Genomic DNA, 18,967 nt, shown 5'->3' on the forward strand with positions numbered 1-18,967 from the left:
GATTCATACGGACCGTCTGGCCCGTGATTCACTGCGGCAATGACAACTTTTCACGCGCATAATTGAGTGCAGTTTCAATAACTTGCTCAATTGACATGCTGGTTGAATCCAGCACCAGCGCATCGTCTGCCGGTATCAGTGGTGCAATGGCGCGATTACGATCGCGGTCATCACGTTCCTTTATCTCGGATAAAAGGCGCTCAAAGTTAACATTAAAGCCTTTATCCTGCAACTGTAGCATACGACGGTGCGCGCGCTCTTCCGAACTGGCATCCAGAAAGATTTTCACCGGTGCATCCGGGAAAACTACTGTACCCATATCGCGACCATCAGCAATCAAACCTGGCGCATCCCTGAAGGCACGTTGGCGACGCAGCAAAGCCTCACGCACGCGCGGGAAAGCAGCCACTTTTGATGCGGTGTTGCTGACATCCTGAGTACGGATTTCGCCAGAAACATCCTCGCCTTCCAGAATCACTTCCATCTCGCCGTTGGTCGAGACAAAACGGACATCGAGATGGGCTGCAATCGGCACCAGTGCTTCTTCAGAGGTCATATCCACCTGATGATGCAAGGCGGCCAGTGCCAGTACGCGATAAATCGCGCCCGAATCCAGCAGATGCCACTGCAAGGCTTCAGCCATTGCTTTACACAAGGTCCCTTTACCAGCACCGCTTGGGCCATCAATGGTGATAACCGGGGCTATAGCCGTCATCTCTTTCTCCTGTCGGTGGAATGCCAGTTAACTGCTCAGGCAAATATCGACGGGCATTATACGCAGCTTATGCAAGGATCGTTACCCCTTAAGCCTGGTCGAGATTAAATTATTTGTCAGCTTAATTGTGAGGATGAGGGGAACAACCTTGCAGGACGTGAGTTGGCTCGCAATCCGCTGCACCTGAATGCAGCGGATTTGCAGAATTATGCCAACTGACTGATACGAGCCAGCTGCTCGAAATAGTCAGGGAAGGTTTTAGCGGTACAGCCTGGATCGAGAATAGTCACCGGCGTTGAAGATAAAGCCACCAGCGAGAAGCACATCGCCATGCGGTGGTCGTTGTAAGTTCCGATTTCAGCAAACTTCAGCGCTGCTGGAGGCGTTACACGAATGTAGTCATGCCCCTCTTCCACTTCAGCGCCCACTTTACGCAACTCCGTCGCCATTGCAGCCAGACGATCGGTTTCCTTCACGCGCCAGTTATAGATGTTACGCATCACCGTGGTGCCTTTAGCAAACAGTGCCGCAGTAGCAATGGTCATCGCCGCATCAGGAATATGGTTCATATCCAGATCGATAGCGTTGAGCTCACCACGAGTGCAGGAAATATAGTCATCGCCCCACTCAATCACCGCGCCCATTTGCTCCAGCACATCGGCAAAACGAATATCCCCCTGCATGCTGTTACGACCAATGCCGGTCACCTTAACTGTGCCGCCTTTGATGGCCGCAGCCGCCAGGAAATAGGAAGCCGAAGAAGCATCACCTTCCACCAGGTAGTCGCCAGGTGAAACATACTGCTGATTAGCAGCGATATGGAATTCGCGATAGTTATCATTCTTCACTTCAACGCCAAACGTGCGCATCAGGTTCAGCGTGATATCAATATAAGGTTTGGAGACGAGATCGCCCTTGATCACAATTTTGGTGTCGTTCGGCGCTAACGGAGCCGTCATCAGCAAAGCCGTCAGAAACTGGCTGGAGACACTACCATCAACCGACACTTCGCCACCGCTAAACCCCCCCTTCAGATGCAGCGGTGGGTAATCGGTTTGCTCGAGGTAGCTGACTTCAGCGCCACCCTGACGCAGCGCATCAACCAGGTGCCCAATCGGACGCTCTTTCATCCGTGGCTCACCGGTCAACACAATGTCATTACTTCCCAGGCAGAGAGCGGCAGCCAGCGGGCGCATTGCGGTACCTGCGTTACCTAAAAACAGTTCTACCGGGCCTTCCGCATGCAGTGGACCACCCTGACCGGTCACTTCACAGACTGTCCGATCGTCGGAAAGCGAATAGCTGACGTTCAGCGCTTTCAGTGCGGTCAGCATATGACGCACATCATCACTGTCCAGCAGATTGGTCAGGCGTGTGGTGCCTTTAGCCAGCGCCGCCAGCAGTAAAGCGCGGTTCGACACGCTTTTAGAGCCAGGTAAGTTTACGGTGCCGTCTACCAGCGCGATCGGTTGTAGGGTCAGGGATTCCAACATGCGAAACATATTCTCCAAATAAAAAACACTAAAACCCCGCAGCCTTGCGGGGTTTCAACTTGCCAAGAGCTATCCGGTGGTCTTAACCGTGACGACGCTCGAAATCGATCATAAAGTCGGTCAATGCTTTCACACCTTCCAACGGCATCGCATTATAAATAGAAGCGCGCATGCCGCCCACTACACGGTGGCCTTTCAATGCATGTAAGCCAGCCGCTACAGATTCGTCGAGGAACACTTTATCCAGCGAAGAATCAGCCAACAGGAAAGGCACATTCATACGGGAACGGTTTGCCATAGCCACTTCGTTACGGTAGAAATCGCTGTTATCGATAGTGCTGTACAACAAATCGGCTTTAGCCTGGTTGCGCTTATCCAGTTCAGCAACGCCGCCCTGCTCTTTCAGCCATTTGAACACCAGACCAGACAGGTACCAGGCGAAGGTTGGAGGCGTATTGAACATCGACTCGTTTTCGCTGAGGACCTGATAATCCAGGATCGAAGGCAGTTCTTTCTTCGCTTTACCCAGCAGATCTTCACGAACGATCACCAGCGTCAGGCCAGCAGGACCAATGTTCTTCTGCGCGCCTGCGTAGATAACGCCGTAACGATTGATATCCAGCGGGGAAGAAAGAATGGTGGAGGAGAGATCGGCTACCACAACTTTGTCGCCAAAATCTGGCTCTTCATTAATGGCAACGCCATCAATGGTTTCATTCGGACAGTAGTGAACGTAGGCAGCATCGTCAGACAGTGCCCAACTGCTCATTGGCGTGATCGCCCGTAGCCCCTCTACCTTGGTTTGTGCATCAATGACGTTAGGCGTGCAGTATTTCAACGCTTCTTTGATAGCGCTGTGTGCCCAATAGCCACCGTCAACGTAATCGGCGGTGGTCTTATTGCCTAACAGGTTCATTGGGACAGCCGCGAACTGAGCTCGCGCACCACCGTGACAGAACAACACTTTGTAGTTGGAAGGGATTTTTAACAGGTCACGAAAATCTTTCTCTGCCTCTTCGGCAACCTGAATAAATTCTTTACTGCGATGGCTAATCTCCATCACTGAGGTGCCTAATCCCTGCCAGTTACGCAGTTCCTGTTCTGCGCGACGCAGAACTTCCGCCGGCAGCATCGCTGGGCCGGAGCTAAAATTGAAAACCTGACTCATTTCCCCTCACCACTTTCAGATCAATCGATTGCTATTCTGCTATCGGTTTTATCATTGCCCTTCCCTGCCTGCAATGATTAATCGGGTCAGCCGACCAGTTCCGGAAAGATGCCAGCCCGCGACAACAGGAATTTCCCCCCTCGCGTAGCAGATCGGACAGAAACCCCGTATCATTGCGCACTTTCGGCACAACCCAAAACGAGTGGGCACTATGACGCAAACTTATATTCCAGGCAAAGACGCCGCGCTGGAAGATTCCATCGCACGCTTTCAGCAAAAATTGCAGGATCTGGGCTTCAATATTGAAGAAGCTTCCTGGCTGAACCCGGTTCCTCATGTCTGGTCAGTTCATATCAGAGACCGCGACTGCCCGCTGTGTTTTACCAACGGTAAAGGCGCCAGCAAGAAAGCCGCTCTGGCCTCGGCGCTGGGCGAATACTTCGAACGCCTTTCTACCAACTACTTCTTCGCCGATTTCTGGCTGGGCAACAAGGTTGCCAACGGTGACTTCGTTCATTACCCAAATGAAAAATGGTTCCCGCTGCCAGAAGACGACAGCCTGCCGGCCGGTATTCTGGACGAACGTCTGACCGCCTTTTACGATCCTGAGCAGGAAGTCAGCGCCAGCGATCTAATCGATCTGCAGTCCGGTAACAGCGATCGCGGTATTTGCGCCCTGCCTTTTACTCGTCAGTCCGATCAGCAGACGGTTTACATCCCGATGAACATCATCGGTAACCTGTATGTTTCTAACGGCATGTCTGCCGGTAACACGCCTAATGAAGCGCGTGTACAGGGTCTGTCTGAAGTGTTCGAACGCTATATCAAGAATCGTATTATTGCTGAATCCATCAGCCTGCCTTTGATCCCACAAGACGTGCTGGATCGCTATCCGGGCGTCGTGGAATCCATCAATAAGCTGGAAGCCGAAGGGTTCCCGATCTTCTCTTATGATGCTTCACTTGGCGGCAAGTATCCGGTTATCTGCGTGGTACTTTTCAACCCAGAAAACGGCACCTGTTTCGCTTCCTTTGGCGCGCACCCTGATTTCGGTGTTGCACTGGAGCGTACCGTTACCGAACTGCTGCAAGGCCGTAGCCTGAAGGATTTGGATGTCTTCACACCGCCTACCTTCGATGACGAAGAAGTGGCTGAACATGCCAACCTCGAGACGCATTTCATCGATTCAAGCGGTCTGATCTCCTGGGACATGTTCAAAGACGATGCCGACTATCCGTTTGTTGACTGGCGTTTCGACGGTTCTACAGAAGAAGAATTCGCCACGTTGATGGCGATCTTCAAAGCGGAAGACCAGGAAGTCTACATTGCTGATTACCAGCATCTGGATGTCTATGCTTGCCGCATCATCGTGCCGGGCATGTCCGATATTTATCCAGCTGAAGATCTGCTGCTGGCAAACAACAGCATGGGCGCCTATTTGCGTGAAACGCTGCTGTCGTTGCCTGAAACTCAGTGGGAAAAAGAGGACTATCTGTCACTGATCGAGCGTCTGGATGAAGACGGTCATGATGACTTCACTCGTGTACGCGAGCTGCTTGGCCTGGCAACCGGTAAAGATAATGGCTGGTATACCCTGCGCATTGGCGAGCTGAAAGCGATGCTGGCTCTGGCCGGTGGCGATCTGGATCAGGCCTTGATCTGGACGGAATGGACCATGGAGTTTAACAACTCTATCTTCACTCCAGCCCGCGCTAACTATTACCGTTGCCTGCAAACGCTGCTGCTGTTGAGCCAGGAAGAAGAACGCGATCCGGTGCAGTATCACACTGCATTCGTCCGCATGTACGGTCTGGACGCTGTGGAAGCAGCCTCGGCGGCCATCAGCGGTGAAGCGCCATTCTATGGGTTACAGTCGGTAGACGAAGATTTGATGGCCTTCCCGGCTCATCAGTCATTGCTTGCCGCTTATGAGAAGCTCCAGCAAGCAAAACGTCTTAACTGGAAATAAGGCTTTCGGGCAATCGGGGACGCTCTCGATTGCCTTTTTCTTCTTTTCTTTCCGCCACGTCATCAAATGTTATTTTAAAGTAACGCCTAATTGTAATAAGACTAATACTTTAACCTTGCAGCTACATTTCCCGTCTCAATCCTGCCTCAATAAGGCACATATCGTGCTATATTCAACTTTATTTTATAAACTAAAAAAGTATTTATACAACAAAATCAATAATTTAACCTATTAACCCCACATAAAACAGACCATTAAGGCCAGATACTCCAGGCCAACATGATCCATGTCAATTTCTCACCTATACTCCTTTGTTAGTATTTCGTCGTTGACTAATTTAGGGAGTAGTTAGTGTGAAAGCTGGCAACCCGTTTGACTTACTCTTACCGTCTGAAATGGCCAAAGTGGCTGAAGAAGCTGGCGTCTATAAAGCGACAAAAAAACCCTTCACCACATTTTTCCTGGCGATTACCGCCGGTGTCTTCATCTCCATCGCCTTTGTCTTTTATATCACGGCCACTACAGGTTCAGCCGCTGCACCCTGGGGCATGAGCAAACTGGTTGGTGGTCTCTGCTTCTCTCTCGGTCTGATGCTGGTCGTCGTCTGTGGCGCTGACCTTTTCACTTCCACCGTGTTAACCATGGTCGCCAAAGCTAGTGGACGCATCAGCTGGGCGCAGCTGGCCCGCAACTGGATCATCGTTTACGTTGGCAATTTCTTCGGTGCGATGTTCTTTGTTGCTCTGATTTGGTTCGCTGGCCAGGCAATGGCCGACAATGGCGTCTGGGGGCTTAATGTCCTGCAAACCGCTGACCATAAAATGCACCATACTTTTCTTGAGGCTGTCTGCCTGGGGATCCTGGCTAACCTGATGGTGTGTATGGCGGTTTGGATGAGTTATTCCGGCCGCAGCCTGACTGACAAAATGTTAGCGATGCTACTTCCGGTAGCGATGTTCGTTGCCAGCGGCTTTGAACACAGCATTGCCAATATGTTTCTCGTGCCTCTGGCGATTGTTATCAAGGATTTTTCTGGCCCCGACTTCTGGCAGGCCACTGGCGCTACAGCCGCACAGTTCTCACATCTGACAGTCAGCAACTTTATCACTGACAACCTGATTCCGGTCACGATCGGCAACATTATCGGCGGTGGGTTCCTTGTAGGACTGACCTATTGGGTGATTTACCTGCGTGACAACGGTCATGACTGAGTACACCACAAACTGATCTAGCACCTGTTGCTGATGGCTGGCAGCAGGAACAACAGAACTTCACGTAATTAAGGTAGGTATCAAATGAGCGAGCACAACGAAAAACAGGTCGCGGCCTGGGAAAGCTTTGCACAGGGCGAATGGCAGAACAGCATTAACGTGCGTGACTTCATTCAGAAAAACTATACCCCGTATGAAGGTGATGAGTCCTTCCTGAGCGGTGCCACCGCCGCCACTACGTCCCTGTGGGACAGCGTGATGGAAGGCATCAAACTGGAAAACCGTACCCATGCGCCAGTAGATTTTGATACCGACCTGGCTTCTACCATCACGTCTCATGATGCGGGCTACATCAATAAAAAACTGGAAACCATCGTCGGCTTGCAGACTGAAGCGCCATTGAAACGCGGCCTGATCCCTTACGGCGGCATCAAAATGGTAGAGGGCTCTTGTAAAGTTTACGGTCGTGAACTGGATCCAGGCCTGAAAAAAATCTTCAGCGAATACCGTAAAACCCATAATCAGGGCGTCTTTGACGTCTACACCCCGGACATTCTGCGCTGCCGTAAATCTGGCGTGCTGACCGGTCTGCCAGATGCTTATGGCCGTGGTCGTATCATCGGTGACTATCGTCGCGTAGCTTTGTACGGCATTGATATGCTGATGAAAGACAAATTTGCACAGTTCACCTCGCTGCAGGCAGATATGGAAAATGGCGTGAATCTTGAAGCCACCATCCGTCTGCGTGAAGAAATTGCTGACCAGCACCACGCGCTGCAGCAGATTAAAGAGATGGCTGCGAAATATGGCTGTGACATCTCTGGCCCGGCGCAAACGGCTCAGGAAGCTGTGCAGTGGACTTACTTCGGTTATCTGGCGGCAGTGAAATCACAGAACGGGGCAGCAATGTCGTTTGGTCGTGTTTCTACGTTCCTGGATATCTTTATCGAACGGGATCTGAAAGCGGGCAAAATCACCGAGGATGACGCTCAGGAACTGATTGACCACCTGGTCATGAAACTGCGTATGGTCCGCTTCCTGCGTACCCCAGAATACGATGAATTGTTCTCCGGTGACCCAATCTGGGCCACGGAATCCCTGGCTGGTATGGGCGTTGATGGCCGTACGCTGGTGAGCAAAAGCAGCTTCCGTTTCCTGAACACCCTCTACACTATGGGGCCTTCACCAGAACCGAACATGACCATTCTGTGGTCTGAAAAGCTCCCGCTGAACTTTAAAAAATATGCGGCTAAAGTCTCTATCGACACCTCTTCCGTCCAGTACGAAAACGACGACTTGATGCGTCCTGACTTTAACAACGATGACTACGCCATTGCCTGCTGCGTTAGCCCGATGATTGTCGGCAAACAGATGCAGTTCTTCGGTGCACGTGCCAACCTGGCAAAAACCATGCTGTATGCGATTAACGGCGGCGTGGATGAAAAAATGAAAATGCAGGTTGGCCCGAAAGAAGCGCCAATGATGGATGAAGTGCTGGAATTTAATAAAGTGATGGACCGTATGGATCACTTTATGGACTGGCTGGCAAAACAGTACGTGACTGCGCTGAACGTCATTCACTATATGCATGACAAATACAGCTATGAAGCTTCGCTGATGGCGCTGCACGACCGTGATGTTTATCGCACCATGGCTTGTGGTATTGCCGGCCTGTCTGTTGCAGCTGACTCCCTGTCTGCTATCAAATACGCGAAAGTTTCCACCATTCGTGATGAAGATGGCCTGGCTGTCGACTTCAAAATTGAAGGTGAATACCCGCAGTTTGGTAACAATGACTCTCGTGTAGATGACATTGCCTGCGACCTGGTTGAACGTTTCATGAAGAAAATTCAGAAACTGCAGACTTACCGCAACGCTGTGCCTACTCAGTCTGTCCTCACCATCACGTCTAACGTGGTGTACGGTAAAAAAACCGGTAACACTCCGGATGGACGTCGCGCTGGCGCACCGTTTGGACCAGGTGCTAACCCAATGCACGGTCGCGATCAGAAAGGGGCTGTCGCTTCTCTGACTTCTGTAGCCAAACTGCCGTTTGCCTATGCGAAAGACGGTATTTCCTACACCTTCTCCATCGTGCCTAATGCCTTAGGGAAAGATGATGATGTGCGTAAAGCTAACCTGGCTGGCCTGATGGATGGTTATTTCCATCATGAAGCCAATATCGAAGGCGGTCAGCACCTCAACGTCAACGTGATGAACCGCGAGATGCTGCTGGAAGCGATGGAAGATCCTGAAAAATATCCACAGCTAACCATCCGCGTGTCTGGCTATGCTGTTCGTTTCAATTCTTTAACCAAAGAGCAGCAACAGGACGTGATTACCCGTACCTTCACTAAAAGCATGTAATTAGCGAAGCAGTAAGGCTCCACTGTGGTGGAGCCTTTTCGCAAGCCTTGTTTGCCAGCCGCCTGACCTTTCAACCAGACCGCTGGCAAAACAGACTTAACGCAGCTTAAAGACTGCGTACCTGCTGAAGGCAGGTTTACCGTGGAGAACTCATCGCAATGTCAGTAACCGGCCGTATCCACTCATTTGAATCCTGCGGGACCGTAGATGGCCCCGGCATCCGTTTTATCACCTTCTTCCAGGGCTGCCTGATGCGCTGCCTCTACTGCCACAACCGTGATACCTGGGACACGCATGGCGGCCAAGAGATCACCGTTGAAGACCTGATGAAGGACGTGGTTTCCTATCGTCACTTTATGAATGCTTCCGGCGGCGGCGTGACTGCTTCTGGCGGCGAAGCGATTTTACAGGCTGAGTTTGTGCGGGACTGGTTCCGCGCCTGTCATGCTGAAGGCATCAATACCTGCCTCGATACCAACGGGTTTGTTCGTCGCTATGATCCGGTCATTGATGAACTGCTGGAAGTGACTGACCTTGTCATGTTGGATCTTAAGCAGATCAATGATGACGTTCATCAGGTTTTGGTCGGTGTCTCAAACCACCGTACGCTGGATTTTGCCCGCTACCTGGCGAAGAAAAAGATCCGAACCTGGATCCGTTATGTGGTGGTCCCGGGCTATTCGGATGATGATGCCTCAGCGCACCTTCTCGGGGAGTTCACTCGTGATATGGGCAACGTGGAAAAAATCGAGCTGCTGCCTTATCACGAGTTGGGCAAACATAAATGGGTCGCGATGGGTGAAGAGTACAAGCTGGATGGGGTTCATCCACCCAAAGCAGAAACCATGGATCGGGTTAAAAGCATCCTCGAAGGCTACGGTCACAAAGTGATGTACTGATCCCACTCTCTCCGCAAACAAAAATGGAGCCTTTCGGCTCCATTTTTTATCGCGATAAAATCAGGCATGAGCGATTGGTGTGGCCTGCTTGTCCGTTTTACGCAGCAGCATCACCAGGTAGACGAAGGCGACTGCGGCAATCATCATAAACAGCACAGGGTCGGAATAGTTCTGCATCAGCATTGAGGTCATCGCCGGACCCAGCAGGCTGCCGACGGTGTAGCTCAGTAGCAGCGCCTGGTTCATCGCCACCAGCTCATGGTGAGCCACCGTTTCACAAGCCCATGACATGGCTACCGGATACAAAGTAAAGCCCGCACAGCCCAGCACAAACAGCGCTGGTGCCATTGCCGCGTTGCCCAACATCGCAAAGGCACCGAGGATCACCACAAATACCTGAACGCGCAGCACCAGCAGACGACCATAGCGGTCTGCCAGGCGGCCAACAGGCCATTGCCCCACAATTCCGGCGCTGACCATCAATGCCATCCAGTACCCAACCGTGGCATCGTTCATCCCCTGATGAGAGAGATACAGTGGCATCAAGCCATACAGCGAGCCAAGCAGAATGCCAGAGATGATGCAGCCGTTGATGCCAAGACGCGCGTTACGCCGGCGCAGCATGGTCCACATGCGCCCTGGTGCAGCTTCTTCGTCATCGCCCTTCGCAGTCACTTTAGTAAAGACCAGCGGCAGGATGGCTGCCACGATAATGCCGGTTACCCAAGGCAGGACGTGCAGCAGTTCGGTGGAGACTTTACTGACCAACAGCTGACCAGCAACGGTGCCGATGTAGTAAACAATCATATAGGCGGCCAACAGTTGTCCACGGTTACGAAGTGTTCCACTGCACAGCAGGGCACTTTCCACAATAACCCAAATCAGTGCGCAGCCAATCCCGGCGACGAAACGCCACATTGCCCAGGCCCAGAAACCACTTTCCAGTCCTAACGCAGCGGTAGCCAGCGCAAACAGCACTGAAGCCAGGTAATAGCTTCGATTGAAGCCCAGCCGTTTGATTGCCCAACCTGCAACGAGAGTACCAGCCAGATTACCGGTGTAGTACGAGGAACTGACTATCCCAACCTGCCACGTTGGCAACAGATCGTGGGTGAGCCAGAGAGGCACCAGCGTATTCAGCACGGCGATCGAAATCGTCAGCAGCATAAGGCCGCAAAGCAGCACAATTACAGGGCGAGACCAGGTGGACATAGTGGTGGAACAACCAAAAGAGGAGAAGATTTTGCGCGCATAATGCCATTAGCTTAAATAAAGTCAACGGCCAAAAATTGGTCGCAGCACGATTTGCTGCGGGCCGATTTAATTTTTTTATCTACAACGACTTAGCGGAGGGTTCATTGCAACAACTGCTATTGCTATCTTCATGAAAAATGACAACTTTAGCCCTTTCACCCAGATAAACATCGATAACATTTTTTTTTGGACATCTTTGTCTCAAAAATAGAGCTTTGTGGGCATTAATGGCCACTTATCATCTCTATGCTACGCCTCCAGCATTGTCCGGGCCAACAGTGCCACTCCGGGGTAAATCGCCTCCTGGTCCTGCAGGATTGGCAGTTTCTGATAACGTCAGTACCAAAGCAGGAGATGTTGTCGCAACAGCTCCTTAAGCCAGTCAGGCTGATGTCAGCACAGAGGGGCTTAGCAGCAGTAATAATACAAAGTGTTGTTCCGGCTCAGGCGAGGTTAATTCAGTACGAAGATCGCGACTTTCTATTTAGTGACGGAGAGAATGCGTTGAGTCGCCAAAAAGGACACTTTCCCCGTCAAGATAAACAGATCCCCACGGCGGCGCCTTAAATGCCTTCGGGCCAATAAACAGCGTTTGCCAGTTGGCCCGGATTTCTCAGGCCGTAATTGATCTCAGCAGCGGGATTGAGCGATGTAAATCAAAAAAAAACCTGCGGCCAGAGGCAGCAGGCTTTTTAGCAGCGAACGTCAGGAATTAACCGACGAACTCAAGACCTTTCATGTAAGGTTTCAGCACTTCAGGGACGGCAATACGACCATCGGCCTGCTGGTAGTTTTCCAGCACCGCAACCAGAGTACGACCTACCGCCAGACCAGACCCGTTAAGGGTATGCACCAGGCGTGTTTTCTTCTCGGTTTTGGTTCTGCAACGAGCCTGCATACGACGCGCCTGGAAATCTCCCATGTTTGAACAGGAAGAGATCTCACGGTAAGTGTCCTGCGCTGGCAGCCACACTTCCAGGTCGTAAGTTTTGCAGGAGCCGAAGCCCATATCGCCGGTGCAAAGCAGCACTTTACGATAAGGCAGATCCAGCAGCTGAAGCACCTTCTCTGCATTCCCTACCAGTTCTTCCAGGGCATCCATGGAATCTTCCGGGCGAGTGATGTGCACCATTTCAACTTTATCAAACTGGTGCATACGGATCAGCCCACGGGTATCACGACCATAAGCACCGGCTTCAGAACGGAAGCAAGGCGTGTGTGCAGTGAACTTCAATGGCAAAGACTCTTCTTCCAAAATTTCATCGCGTACCATATTGGTCAGCGGCACTTCAGAAGTCGGGATCAGTGCGTAGTCACTGCTGGAAGCTTCTTCTTCCAGTGGACGAGTGTGGAACAGGTCTTCGCCGAACTTAGGCAACTGGCCGGTACCGTGCAGCGAAGCATGGTTAACCAGGTAAGGAACATACGTTTCCAGATATCCGTGCTGCTCGGTGTGCAGATCCAGCATGAACTGGCTCAAAGCACGGTGCATCAGCGCGATTTGTCCCTGCATCACCACAAAGCGTGAACCTGTCAGCTTGGCGCCCATAGCGAAATCCAGACCGGAAGCCATTTCGCCCAGTTCTACGTGATCGCGAACGGCGAAATCAAATTCACGCGGGGTTCCCCAGCGGCTGACTTCGAGGTTTTCACTGTCGTCTTTGCCCAGTGGGACTTCATCTACCGGGATGTTTGGGATAGCAGAAGCCATTTCACGAATGGCATTCAGCAGGTCGTCCAGTTCCGCTTTGGCCGCATCCAGGCTCTCGCCCAGCGCATTCACTTCCTGACGTAATGGCTCGATGTCTTCCCCACGCGCCTTGGCCTGCCCGATAGATTTGGATCGGGAGTTACGTTCTGCCTGCAGTGTTTCCGTTTCGACCTGCAGAACTTTACGGCGCTCTTCCTGCGAACGCAGCGTGTCAACGTCAAGCTTATAGCCCCGGCGTGCCAGTTTTTCAGCGACTGCGTCTGGCTCATTACGCAGCAGATTGGGATCGAGCATGCTTATCCTGTGATTATTCGAGTGAGTAAATGAGGGGCGCATCCGGCATGCGAATGCGTTGAATTCCTTGCCAACCTTACCGCAACGTCACTGTCAACGGTAGCGTTTTGTCGGGCTATTTTGATCCTGCTCAGCTAACCAGGCTAGCTTTTCACCAATCTTCCCTTCAAGACCTCTGGAAGTCGGTTGGTAATAACGCGTACGTGCCATTTCAGATGGGAAGTAGTCTTCACCCGCCGCATAAGCATTTGGCTCATCATGGGCATAACGGTATTCCGCACCCAACCCCATCTCTTTCATCAGCTTGGTCGGCGCATTACGCAGATGCTCCGGCACATCAAAATCTGGATTCTCTTTGGCATCGCGGATTGCTGCTTTAAAAGCGGTGTAAACAGCGTTGCTCTTAGGAGCACATGCCAGATAAACAATTGCCTGCGCAATGGCCCTTTCACCTTCCGCCGGGCCAACACGGGTAAAACAGTCCCAGGCTGAAATCGCTACCTGCATACCTCGGGGATCGGCATTGCCAACATCTTCAGAAGCGATCGCCAGCAAGCGACGGGCAACATACAGCGGGTCGCCACCAGCCGTAATAATACGGGCATACCAGTATAAGGCCGCATCAGGTGCTGAGCCGCGAACAGATTTATGCAGTGCGGAAATCAGATCGTAAAAGCGGTCACCTTTATTATCAAATCTGGCACTGCGCTCGCCTGAGACTTCATTTAGCAGTGTAGCCGTCAGCTCTCGCTTGCCTTTGCTGTTGACCTCCGCCATATCGGCCATCATCTCCAGCGTGTTAAGCGCACGGCGAGCATCGCCGTTTACCAGTTCGGCAATCATTCTGCCTGTAGCCTCCGGCAGGACGATGTTTTCTTTACCGTAGCCGCGCTCGCTATCTTTCATCGCCTGTGTAAGCACGATTTCAATATCTTCACTGGTCAGGGATTTCAGTAAATAGACGCGGGCACGGGAAAGCAGAGCTGAATTGAGTTCAAACGAGGGGTTTTCAGTTGTGGCACCAATAAAGGTGATGGTGCCATCTTCGATGTGCGGCAAGAACGCATCCTGCTGACTTTTGTTGAAGCGGTGAACTTCATCAACAAACAGGATGGTGCGGCGACCTGCATCGCGGTTTTGCCTTGCACGCTCAATGGCTTCACGGATCTCTTTTACACCTGAAGTGACAGCAGAGATACGCTCCACATCAGCCTGACCATAGCGGCCAATAATTTCCGCCAGCGTGGTTTTCCCTGTCCCTGGTGGCCCCCACAAGATCATTGAATGCAGATGTCCGGCCTCAATCGCTCTTGGCAAGGGCTTACCGGCAGCCAGTAAATGCTGCTGCCCGATATATTCCGCCAGCGTTCGTGGCCGCATACGGGCGGCCAGAGGCTGAAATTCGTTGTGGGAGAAATCCAGAGACAGAGTATTCAAGCTAACCTCACTGACGCTGATCGTCCAGCGTCACGCCTTTTGGCGGTGTGAACTGGAATTTACTGGCTTCTACAGCCCCATTCTGCTGGCTTTTCAGGGCATAACTGCTGCGCTGTCCATCCTGCTCCACGGCGCTGAACTGGTTGATGGTACCGTTACCAGACACATTGATGGTGAACTGCTTCAGGTTGCCATCGGTCGATTTAGGGGTCAGATCGAAGTTGTCACCCTGCTGCTTAATGTTGTACTGCTTCCAGTCGCTGCCCTGATTACGCGCGATCAGCATAAACGGGGTATTGCTGGTAGCGTCTTTCAACCAGGTTGCACTGACCTGCTCAACAAACGGGTTATAGAACCACAGTGTTTTACCGTCTGAAATCAATACGCTTTCATCCGGTGCCGTCATATGCCAGTTGAACAGGTTCGGGCGTTTAACCCACAGCTCGCCTTCCCCATCCTGCACGGACTGACCGCTGCCATCGGTGACTTTCTGGGTGAAGCTGGCGTGGAAGCTCTTCACTTTATCCAGACGCTGCTGCAGATCTGAAGAAGCATCGGCCAGGACGCTGGCAGAAGCAAAGGCGGTCAGCAGACAGCAGGAAACGATCAATTTTTTCATTAGGGCATCCTTATTAAAACTTTTTTATCCCGATATGCGGGGAAGCCTGGGAGGATAACTGTAGCCAGGCACTGACGAAATCAACAGGGGATCCCCTGAATGAAACTGGCAATACTGTCTGATATGGGGATCCGCCCCAGAAACTCAACGGGCCGGGTCTCCCCGGCCCGTATTTTAAGGCAAAACTGACTGAACAGCCGAACTACATCTCATGTGGCGGCGGTGAAAGCACTTCACGGTTACCATTATGGCCCTGTGAAGAAACAATCCCCTGCGCTTCCATCTGTTCAATGATGCGTGCCGCACGGTTATAACCAATGCGGAACTGACGCTGCACACCCGAAATGGAAGCACGGCGTTTTTCCACCACGAAGCCAACAGCCTGATCGAACAACGGATCCAGCTCTTCATCTCCGTCCAGTGTCACACCGCCTTCGCTCTCTTCACCAGCGGTGATGCTCTCAATGTACTGAGGACGACCACGAGCTTTCCAGTCCTGAACAACCGCGTGAACTTCCTCATCGCGGACGAAAGCACCGTGAACACGTACAGGCATTGAGGAGTTAGGCGGCATATACAGCATGTCACCCATTCCCAGCAGCGATTCTGCGCCTGACTGGTCAAGAATAGTACGGGAGTCGATCTTGCTTGATACGGTGAAGGCAATACGCGTTGGGATGTTAGCCTTGATCAAGCCAGTAATAACATCGACCGACGGACGCTGTGTAGCCAGAACCAGGTGGATACCCGCTGCACGAGCTTTCTGTGCCAGACGAGCAATCAGCTCTTCCACTTTCTTGCCCACCGCCATCATCAGGTCGGCGAACTCATCCACCAGCACGACGATATACGGCAGTTTTTCCAGTACGGGTGGCGTAGTCTCCATGCTGTCGCCCGGTTTCCAGAAAGGATCCGGAATTGGGCGACCCATAGCTTCAGCCTGAGCCACTTTCTCGTTATAGCCCGCAAGGTTACGCACACCAAGCGCCGACATCAGCTTATAACGACGCTCCATCTCCCCCACACTCCAGCGCAGCGCATTGGCAGCGTCTTTCATATCGGTAACGACTTCAGTCAGCAGATGAGGGATGCCTTCATAGACGGATAGCTCCAGCATTTTCGGGTCGATCATGATAAAGCGCACATCTTCCGGCGAGGCTTTATACAGCATGCTGATGATCATTGCGTTGACGCCGACAGACTTACCCGAACCCGTGGTACCGGCTACCAGCAAGTGAGGCATCTTCGCCAAATCCGCAACCACTGGCTGACCAGAGATATCTTTACCCAACACCACGGCTAGCGGTGAAGGATTGTCACGGAATTTAGAGCACTCCAGCACTTCACGCATGTACACCGTCTGGCGATGCTTATTAGGCAGTTCCAGGCCGACATACGGCTTGCCAGGGATCACTTCCACCACGCGAACGGCAACCGCAGAAAGCGAACGCGCAAGGTCACGAGACAGGTTGGAGATACGGGCAGCTTTTACGCCCGGTGCCAGATCCAGCTCGAAGCGGGTAATAACCGGACCAGGAGAGATGCCGACAACTTCGGCTTTCACCCGGTAATCAGCCAGACGGGCCTCAACCAGTCGAGCCATCTGCTCAAGAGCAAACATATCGACAGGTTCGGCTTCAACAGGCGGTTCTGTCAGTAAATCCAGTGACGGCAGCGGAGTTGTTGGTCGCTCCAGGCGCTGCTCATGACGAACGAGGAACGGATGGAACAAGCTATCCTCAGCCGGTTTGGCTGGCGCTGGCTCAGGTGCCGCTGGCTCCTGAGGTGCTTGCCACGAAGGGGCAACGGGAGCCTGAGGCTGAACTGGAGGCGTCTGCCAGGACGGCTCTACTGGAGCCTGAGGTTGGGCCGGAGGCGACTGCCACGACGGCGCAGCTGGAGCCTGAGTCTGAACTGGAGGCGTCTGCCACGACGGCGTTACAGGTTGCTGTACCGGCGCATGTTCGGGCGTAGAGCTGTGTTGCTGCCACTGCTCAGCCGCTTTATCAGCTTCTGCTGGCAGGGTAAACAGCGGCTCGCTTGGGCCGTTATCAACCAAATCATCCATTGGAGAGAAATCAAACGCCCCGGCGGTGTCCAGCTTGAGGGAAGGAGCCTGCTGCTGTTCTTCGCCATAACGCTGCTGCTGTTGTTCAGCAAACTGACGAGCAAGCGCAGCCTGTTCAACAGCGGCTTCATCTTCCTCAGCAAACTCCTCTCCGTAGCGCGTTTGCTGCTGAGCCATAAAGGCCTCGCGCAGATGCGCTTCTTCGATCTCCATAGCATCCTGATCGTCTGCTGCTGGAAGAGTTTGAGCTGTTGGCTGCAGCAGTTCCTGCTCTTCTTTCGCTTTCTCTTCGGCCATACGCTGAGAAGGCAATTTAATGCCATATGAAGCCAGTTCGCGTCGTGTTGGCAATTTAACCGGATTTGGACGAGGTAATGCCGGGCCGATGCCCTGCTTAACCTGAGGATTACCCGGTGCCTCACTGGTGGCACTAAATCCTGGCATAAACGGCGCAGATGCCGCTGCCACTTTAGCCGCCGCTACGGCACCCTGAACGCCAGTGACCCTATCGGTTGGCTGAGTGCCCTGTGGGGCCGAGAAGTCGAACGGCGAGGAAGAAGAGCTGTCACGCCAGTTCCCCATTCTCGGACCGTCATCATCTTCATCTACCTGCACAGAAGGTGCAGGCGTGGTCTCAGCAGGCATTTCAAAACGATAAAGTTCAGGCGTTTCTGCCGCTGGAGCGGGTGGAGCAGACTGAGCAGGTTGAGCCGATGTCGGAACGGCAGCCTGAGCTGGAGCAAAGGCATGCGCAGGCTGTGAAGTCGCAACCGGAGACGCAGGAGCAGAAGGTACGGCGGAAGAAGGCGAAGCTGCGGCTACTGGTGCAGATGCCGCTGCAACTGCAACCGGTTTGCTGAGCAGAGGATCGTTATCCTCATCTTCAGCTTCCTCTTCATGCAGCACATTCTTCGGTGCGGACAACAGCACATCATCTACTTCGTTGTGAGCGCTCTGCTTCAGAACAGGCTGGGCGGAAGCCTCATTGCCCTGCTCTTCTTCATACTCATCCTCATGCCAGCGCTCATCAGTGCGCGAACGATTACTGGCGAACGTCAGCACGCCCATCACCGCACCCCCGATTTTCTCGGCAATCGTCAGCCAGGACCAGCCGGTGTAAAGCGTCAGACCCGCTGCCCAGATGCACAACAGCGTTAACGTCCCGCCTGCACTGCTGAACCAGGGAGCCATCGCATTACTCAGCAGGCTGCCAATCACGCCGCCAGAGGCGAAGTACCAGATATCATCCGCATTCAGCGCCGCCAGCCCACAGGAAGTGATAACCAGCGCCAGCACGCCAATCATACGCAAGGCTACCGCAAAGTAATCAATGAATTCCTGAGAATGGCGCTGGCGGAAGGTAATCCAGCAGAGACCTAAAATGACCGGAGGAATGGCATACGCCATCACGCCAAAAACGAAGAACAGGGTATCCGCAAGCCAGGCGCCAATGCCGCCGCCCACATTGTGGATAGGTTCATGCCAGGCGGTCTGGGACCAGCTGGGATCGGAAGGATTGAAGCTCACCAGTGCTGCCATCAGGTAGACGGCAAAAAGAGCCACAACAATCAACAACGCTTCGAGCAGACGACGCCCACTGCTAAGCGGTTGTAAGGATACTTCTTTATCTTCTGTGTATTCCTGGCTCAAGAGTACTCTCCAGGGGCCTGTAAACTATGGAGGCAACAGCGCCGGGCAAGCCCGACGCTGAACCTGTATGAATTCACAGGAGTGTACCGAAAACTATCAGGTTTTGCACCTG

At 52.6% G+C, this 18,967-nt stretch carries 13 protein-coding genes; 4 read left to right on the forward strand and 9 right to left on the reverse strand.

Going from position 1 to position 18,967, the window contains the following annotated elements:
• Window positions 1–28: 28 nt before the first annotated feature.
• The 3 genes from cmk to serC all read right to left on the reverse strand — a co-directional run bounded on the left by cmk (window position 29) and on the right by serC (window position 3,376).
• Window positions 29–715 carry a (d)CMP kinase gene (cmk, locus tag WCC56_RS17825; RefSeq protein ID WP_424693662.1) on the reverse strand — a complete coding sequence of 229 codons (687 nt, stop codon included), beginning with the start codon at window positions 713–715 and terminating at the stop codon, window positions 29–31.
• Window positions 716–921: 206 nt separating this feature from the next.
• Window positions 922–2,205: a 3-phosphoshikimate 1-carboxyvinyltransferase gene (gene aroA / locus WCC56_RS17830; protein ID WP_424693696.1), complete on the reverse strand. Its 1,284-nt coding sequence runs from the start codon at window positions 2,203–2,205 to the stop codon at window positions 922–924.
• Between the two features lie 85 nt (window positions 2,206–2,290).
• The gene (gene serC, locus WCC56_RS17835) at window positions 2,291–3,376 is read right to left on the reverse strand and encodes a 3-phosphoserine/phosphohydroxythreonine transaminase (protein ID WP_424693663.1); all 1,086 of its coding nucleotides are present in this window, start codon (window positions 3,374–3,376) and stop codon (window positions 2,291–2,293) included.
• A gap of 211 nt (window positions 3,377–3,587) precedes the next feature.
• Between serC and ycaO the strand changes: the two genes are divergently transcribed.
• From ycaO to pflA, 4 genes are all read left to right on the forward strand, one after another.
• Complete coding sequence (ycaO, locus tag WCC56_RS17840; protein WP_424693664.1) at window positions 3,588–5,345, forward strand: 30S ribosomal protein S12 methylthiotransferase accessory factor YcaO; 1,758 nt, start codon at window positions 3,588–3,590, stop codon at window positions 5,343–5,345.
• A gap of 353 nt (window positions 5,346–5,698) precedes the next feature.
• Window positions 5,699–6,556, forward strand: a complete 858-nt coding sequence (gene focA / locus WCC56_RS17845; protein WP_424693665.1) for a formate transporter FocA — start codon at window positions 5,699–5,701, stop codon at window positions 6,554–6,556.
• Window positions 6,557–6,640: 84 nt separating this feature from the next.
• Window positions 6,641–8,923, forward strand: a complete 2,283-nt coding sequence (pflB, locus tag WCC56_RS17850) for a formate C-acetyltransferase (protein WP_424693666.1) — start codon at window positions 6,641–6,643, stop codon at window positions 8,921–8,923.
• A gap of 158 nt (window positions 8,924–9,081) precedes the next feature.
• On the forward strand, window positions 9,082–9,822 hold the full coding sequence (pflA, locus tag WCC56_RS17855; protein ID WP_424693667.1) for a pyruvate formate lyase 1-activating protein: 741 nt from the start codon (window positions 9,082–9,084) through the stop codon (window positions 9,820–9,822).
• Between the two features lie 60 nt (window positions 9,823–9,882).
• Here pflA and WCC56_RS17860 read toward each other — a convergent pair whose 3' ends face one another.
• The 6 genes from WCC56_RS17860 to WCC56_RS17885 all read right to left on the reverse strand — a co-directional run bounded on the left by WCC56_RS17860 (window position 9,883) and on the right by WCC56_RS17885 (window position 18,855).
• Window positions 9,883–11,034 (reverse strand): MFS transporter, encoded by a 1,152-nt coding sequence (locus WCC56_RS17860; protein ID WP_424693668.1) that lies wholly within the window; start codon window positions 11,032–11,034, stop codon window positions 9,883–9,885.
• 526 nt (window positions 11,035–11,560) lie between these two features.
• Window positions 11,561–11,686 (reverse strand): molecular chaperone TorD family protein, encoded by a 126-nt coding sequence (locus WCC56_RS17865; protein ID WP_424693697.1) that lies wholly within the window; start codon window positions 11,684–11,686, stop codon window positions 11,561–11,563.
• Between the two features lie 102 nt (window positions 11,687–11,788).
• Window positions 11,789–13,081: a serine--tRNA ligase gene (serS, locus tag WCC56_RS17870; RefSeq protein WP_424693669.1), complete on the reverse strand. Its 1,293-nt coding sequence runs from the start codon at window positions 13,079–13,081 to the stop codon at window positions 11,789–11,791.
• A 93-nt stretch (window positions 13,082–13,174) separates the two neighbouring features.
• The gene (locus WCC56_RS17875) at window positions 13,175–14,518 is read right to left on the reverse strand and encodes a replication-associated recombination protein A (RefSeq protein ID WP_424693670.1); all 1,344 of its coding nucleotides are present in this window, start codon (window positions 14,516–14,518) and stop codon (window positions 13,175–13,177) included.
• Between the two features lie 7 nt (window positions 14,519–14,525).
• Window positions 14,526–15,137 (reverse strand): outer membrane lipoprotein chaperone LolA, encoded by a 612-nt coding sequence (lolA, locus tag WCC56_RS17880; RefSeq protein WP_424693671.1) that lies wholly within the window; start codon window positions 15,135–15,137, stop codon window positions 14,526–14,528.
• 202 nt (window positions 15,138–15,339) lie between these two features.
• The gene (locus WCC56_RS17885; protein ID WP_424693672.1) at window positions 15,340–18,855 is read right to left on the reverse strand and encodes a DNA translocase FtsK 4TM domain-containing protein; all 3,516 of its coding nucleotides are present in this window, start codon (window positions 18,853–18,855) and stop codon (window positions 15,340–15,342) included.
• Between the last annotated feature and the right edge of the window lie 112 nt (window positions 18,856–18,967).

It is taken from the genome of Erwinia sp. (assembly GCF_049696395.1).
Taxonomy (GTDB): Bacteria; Pseudomonadota; Gammaproteobacteria; order Enterobacterales; family Enterobacteriaceae; genus Erwinia.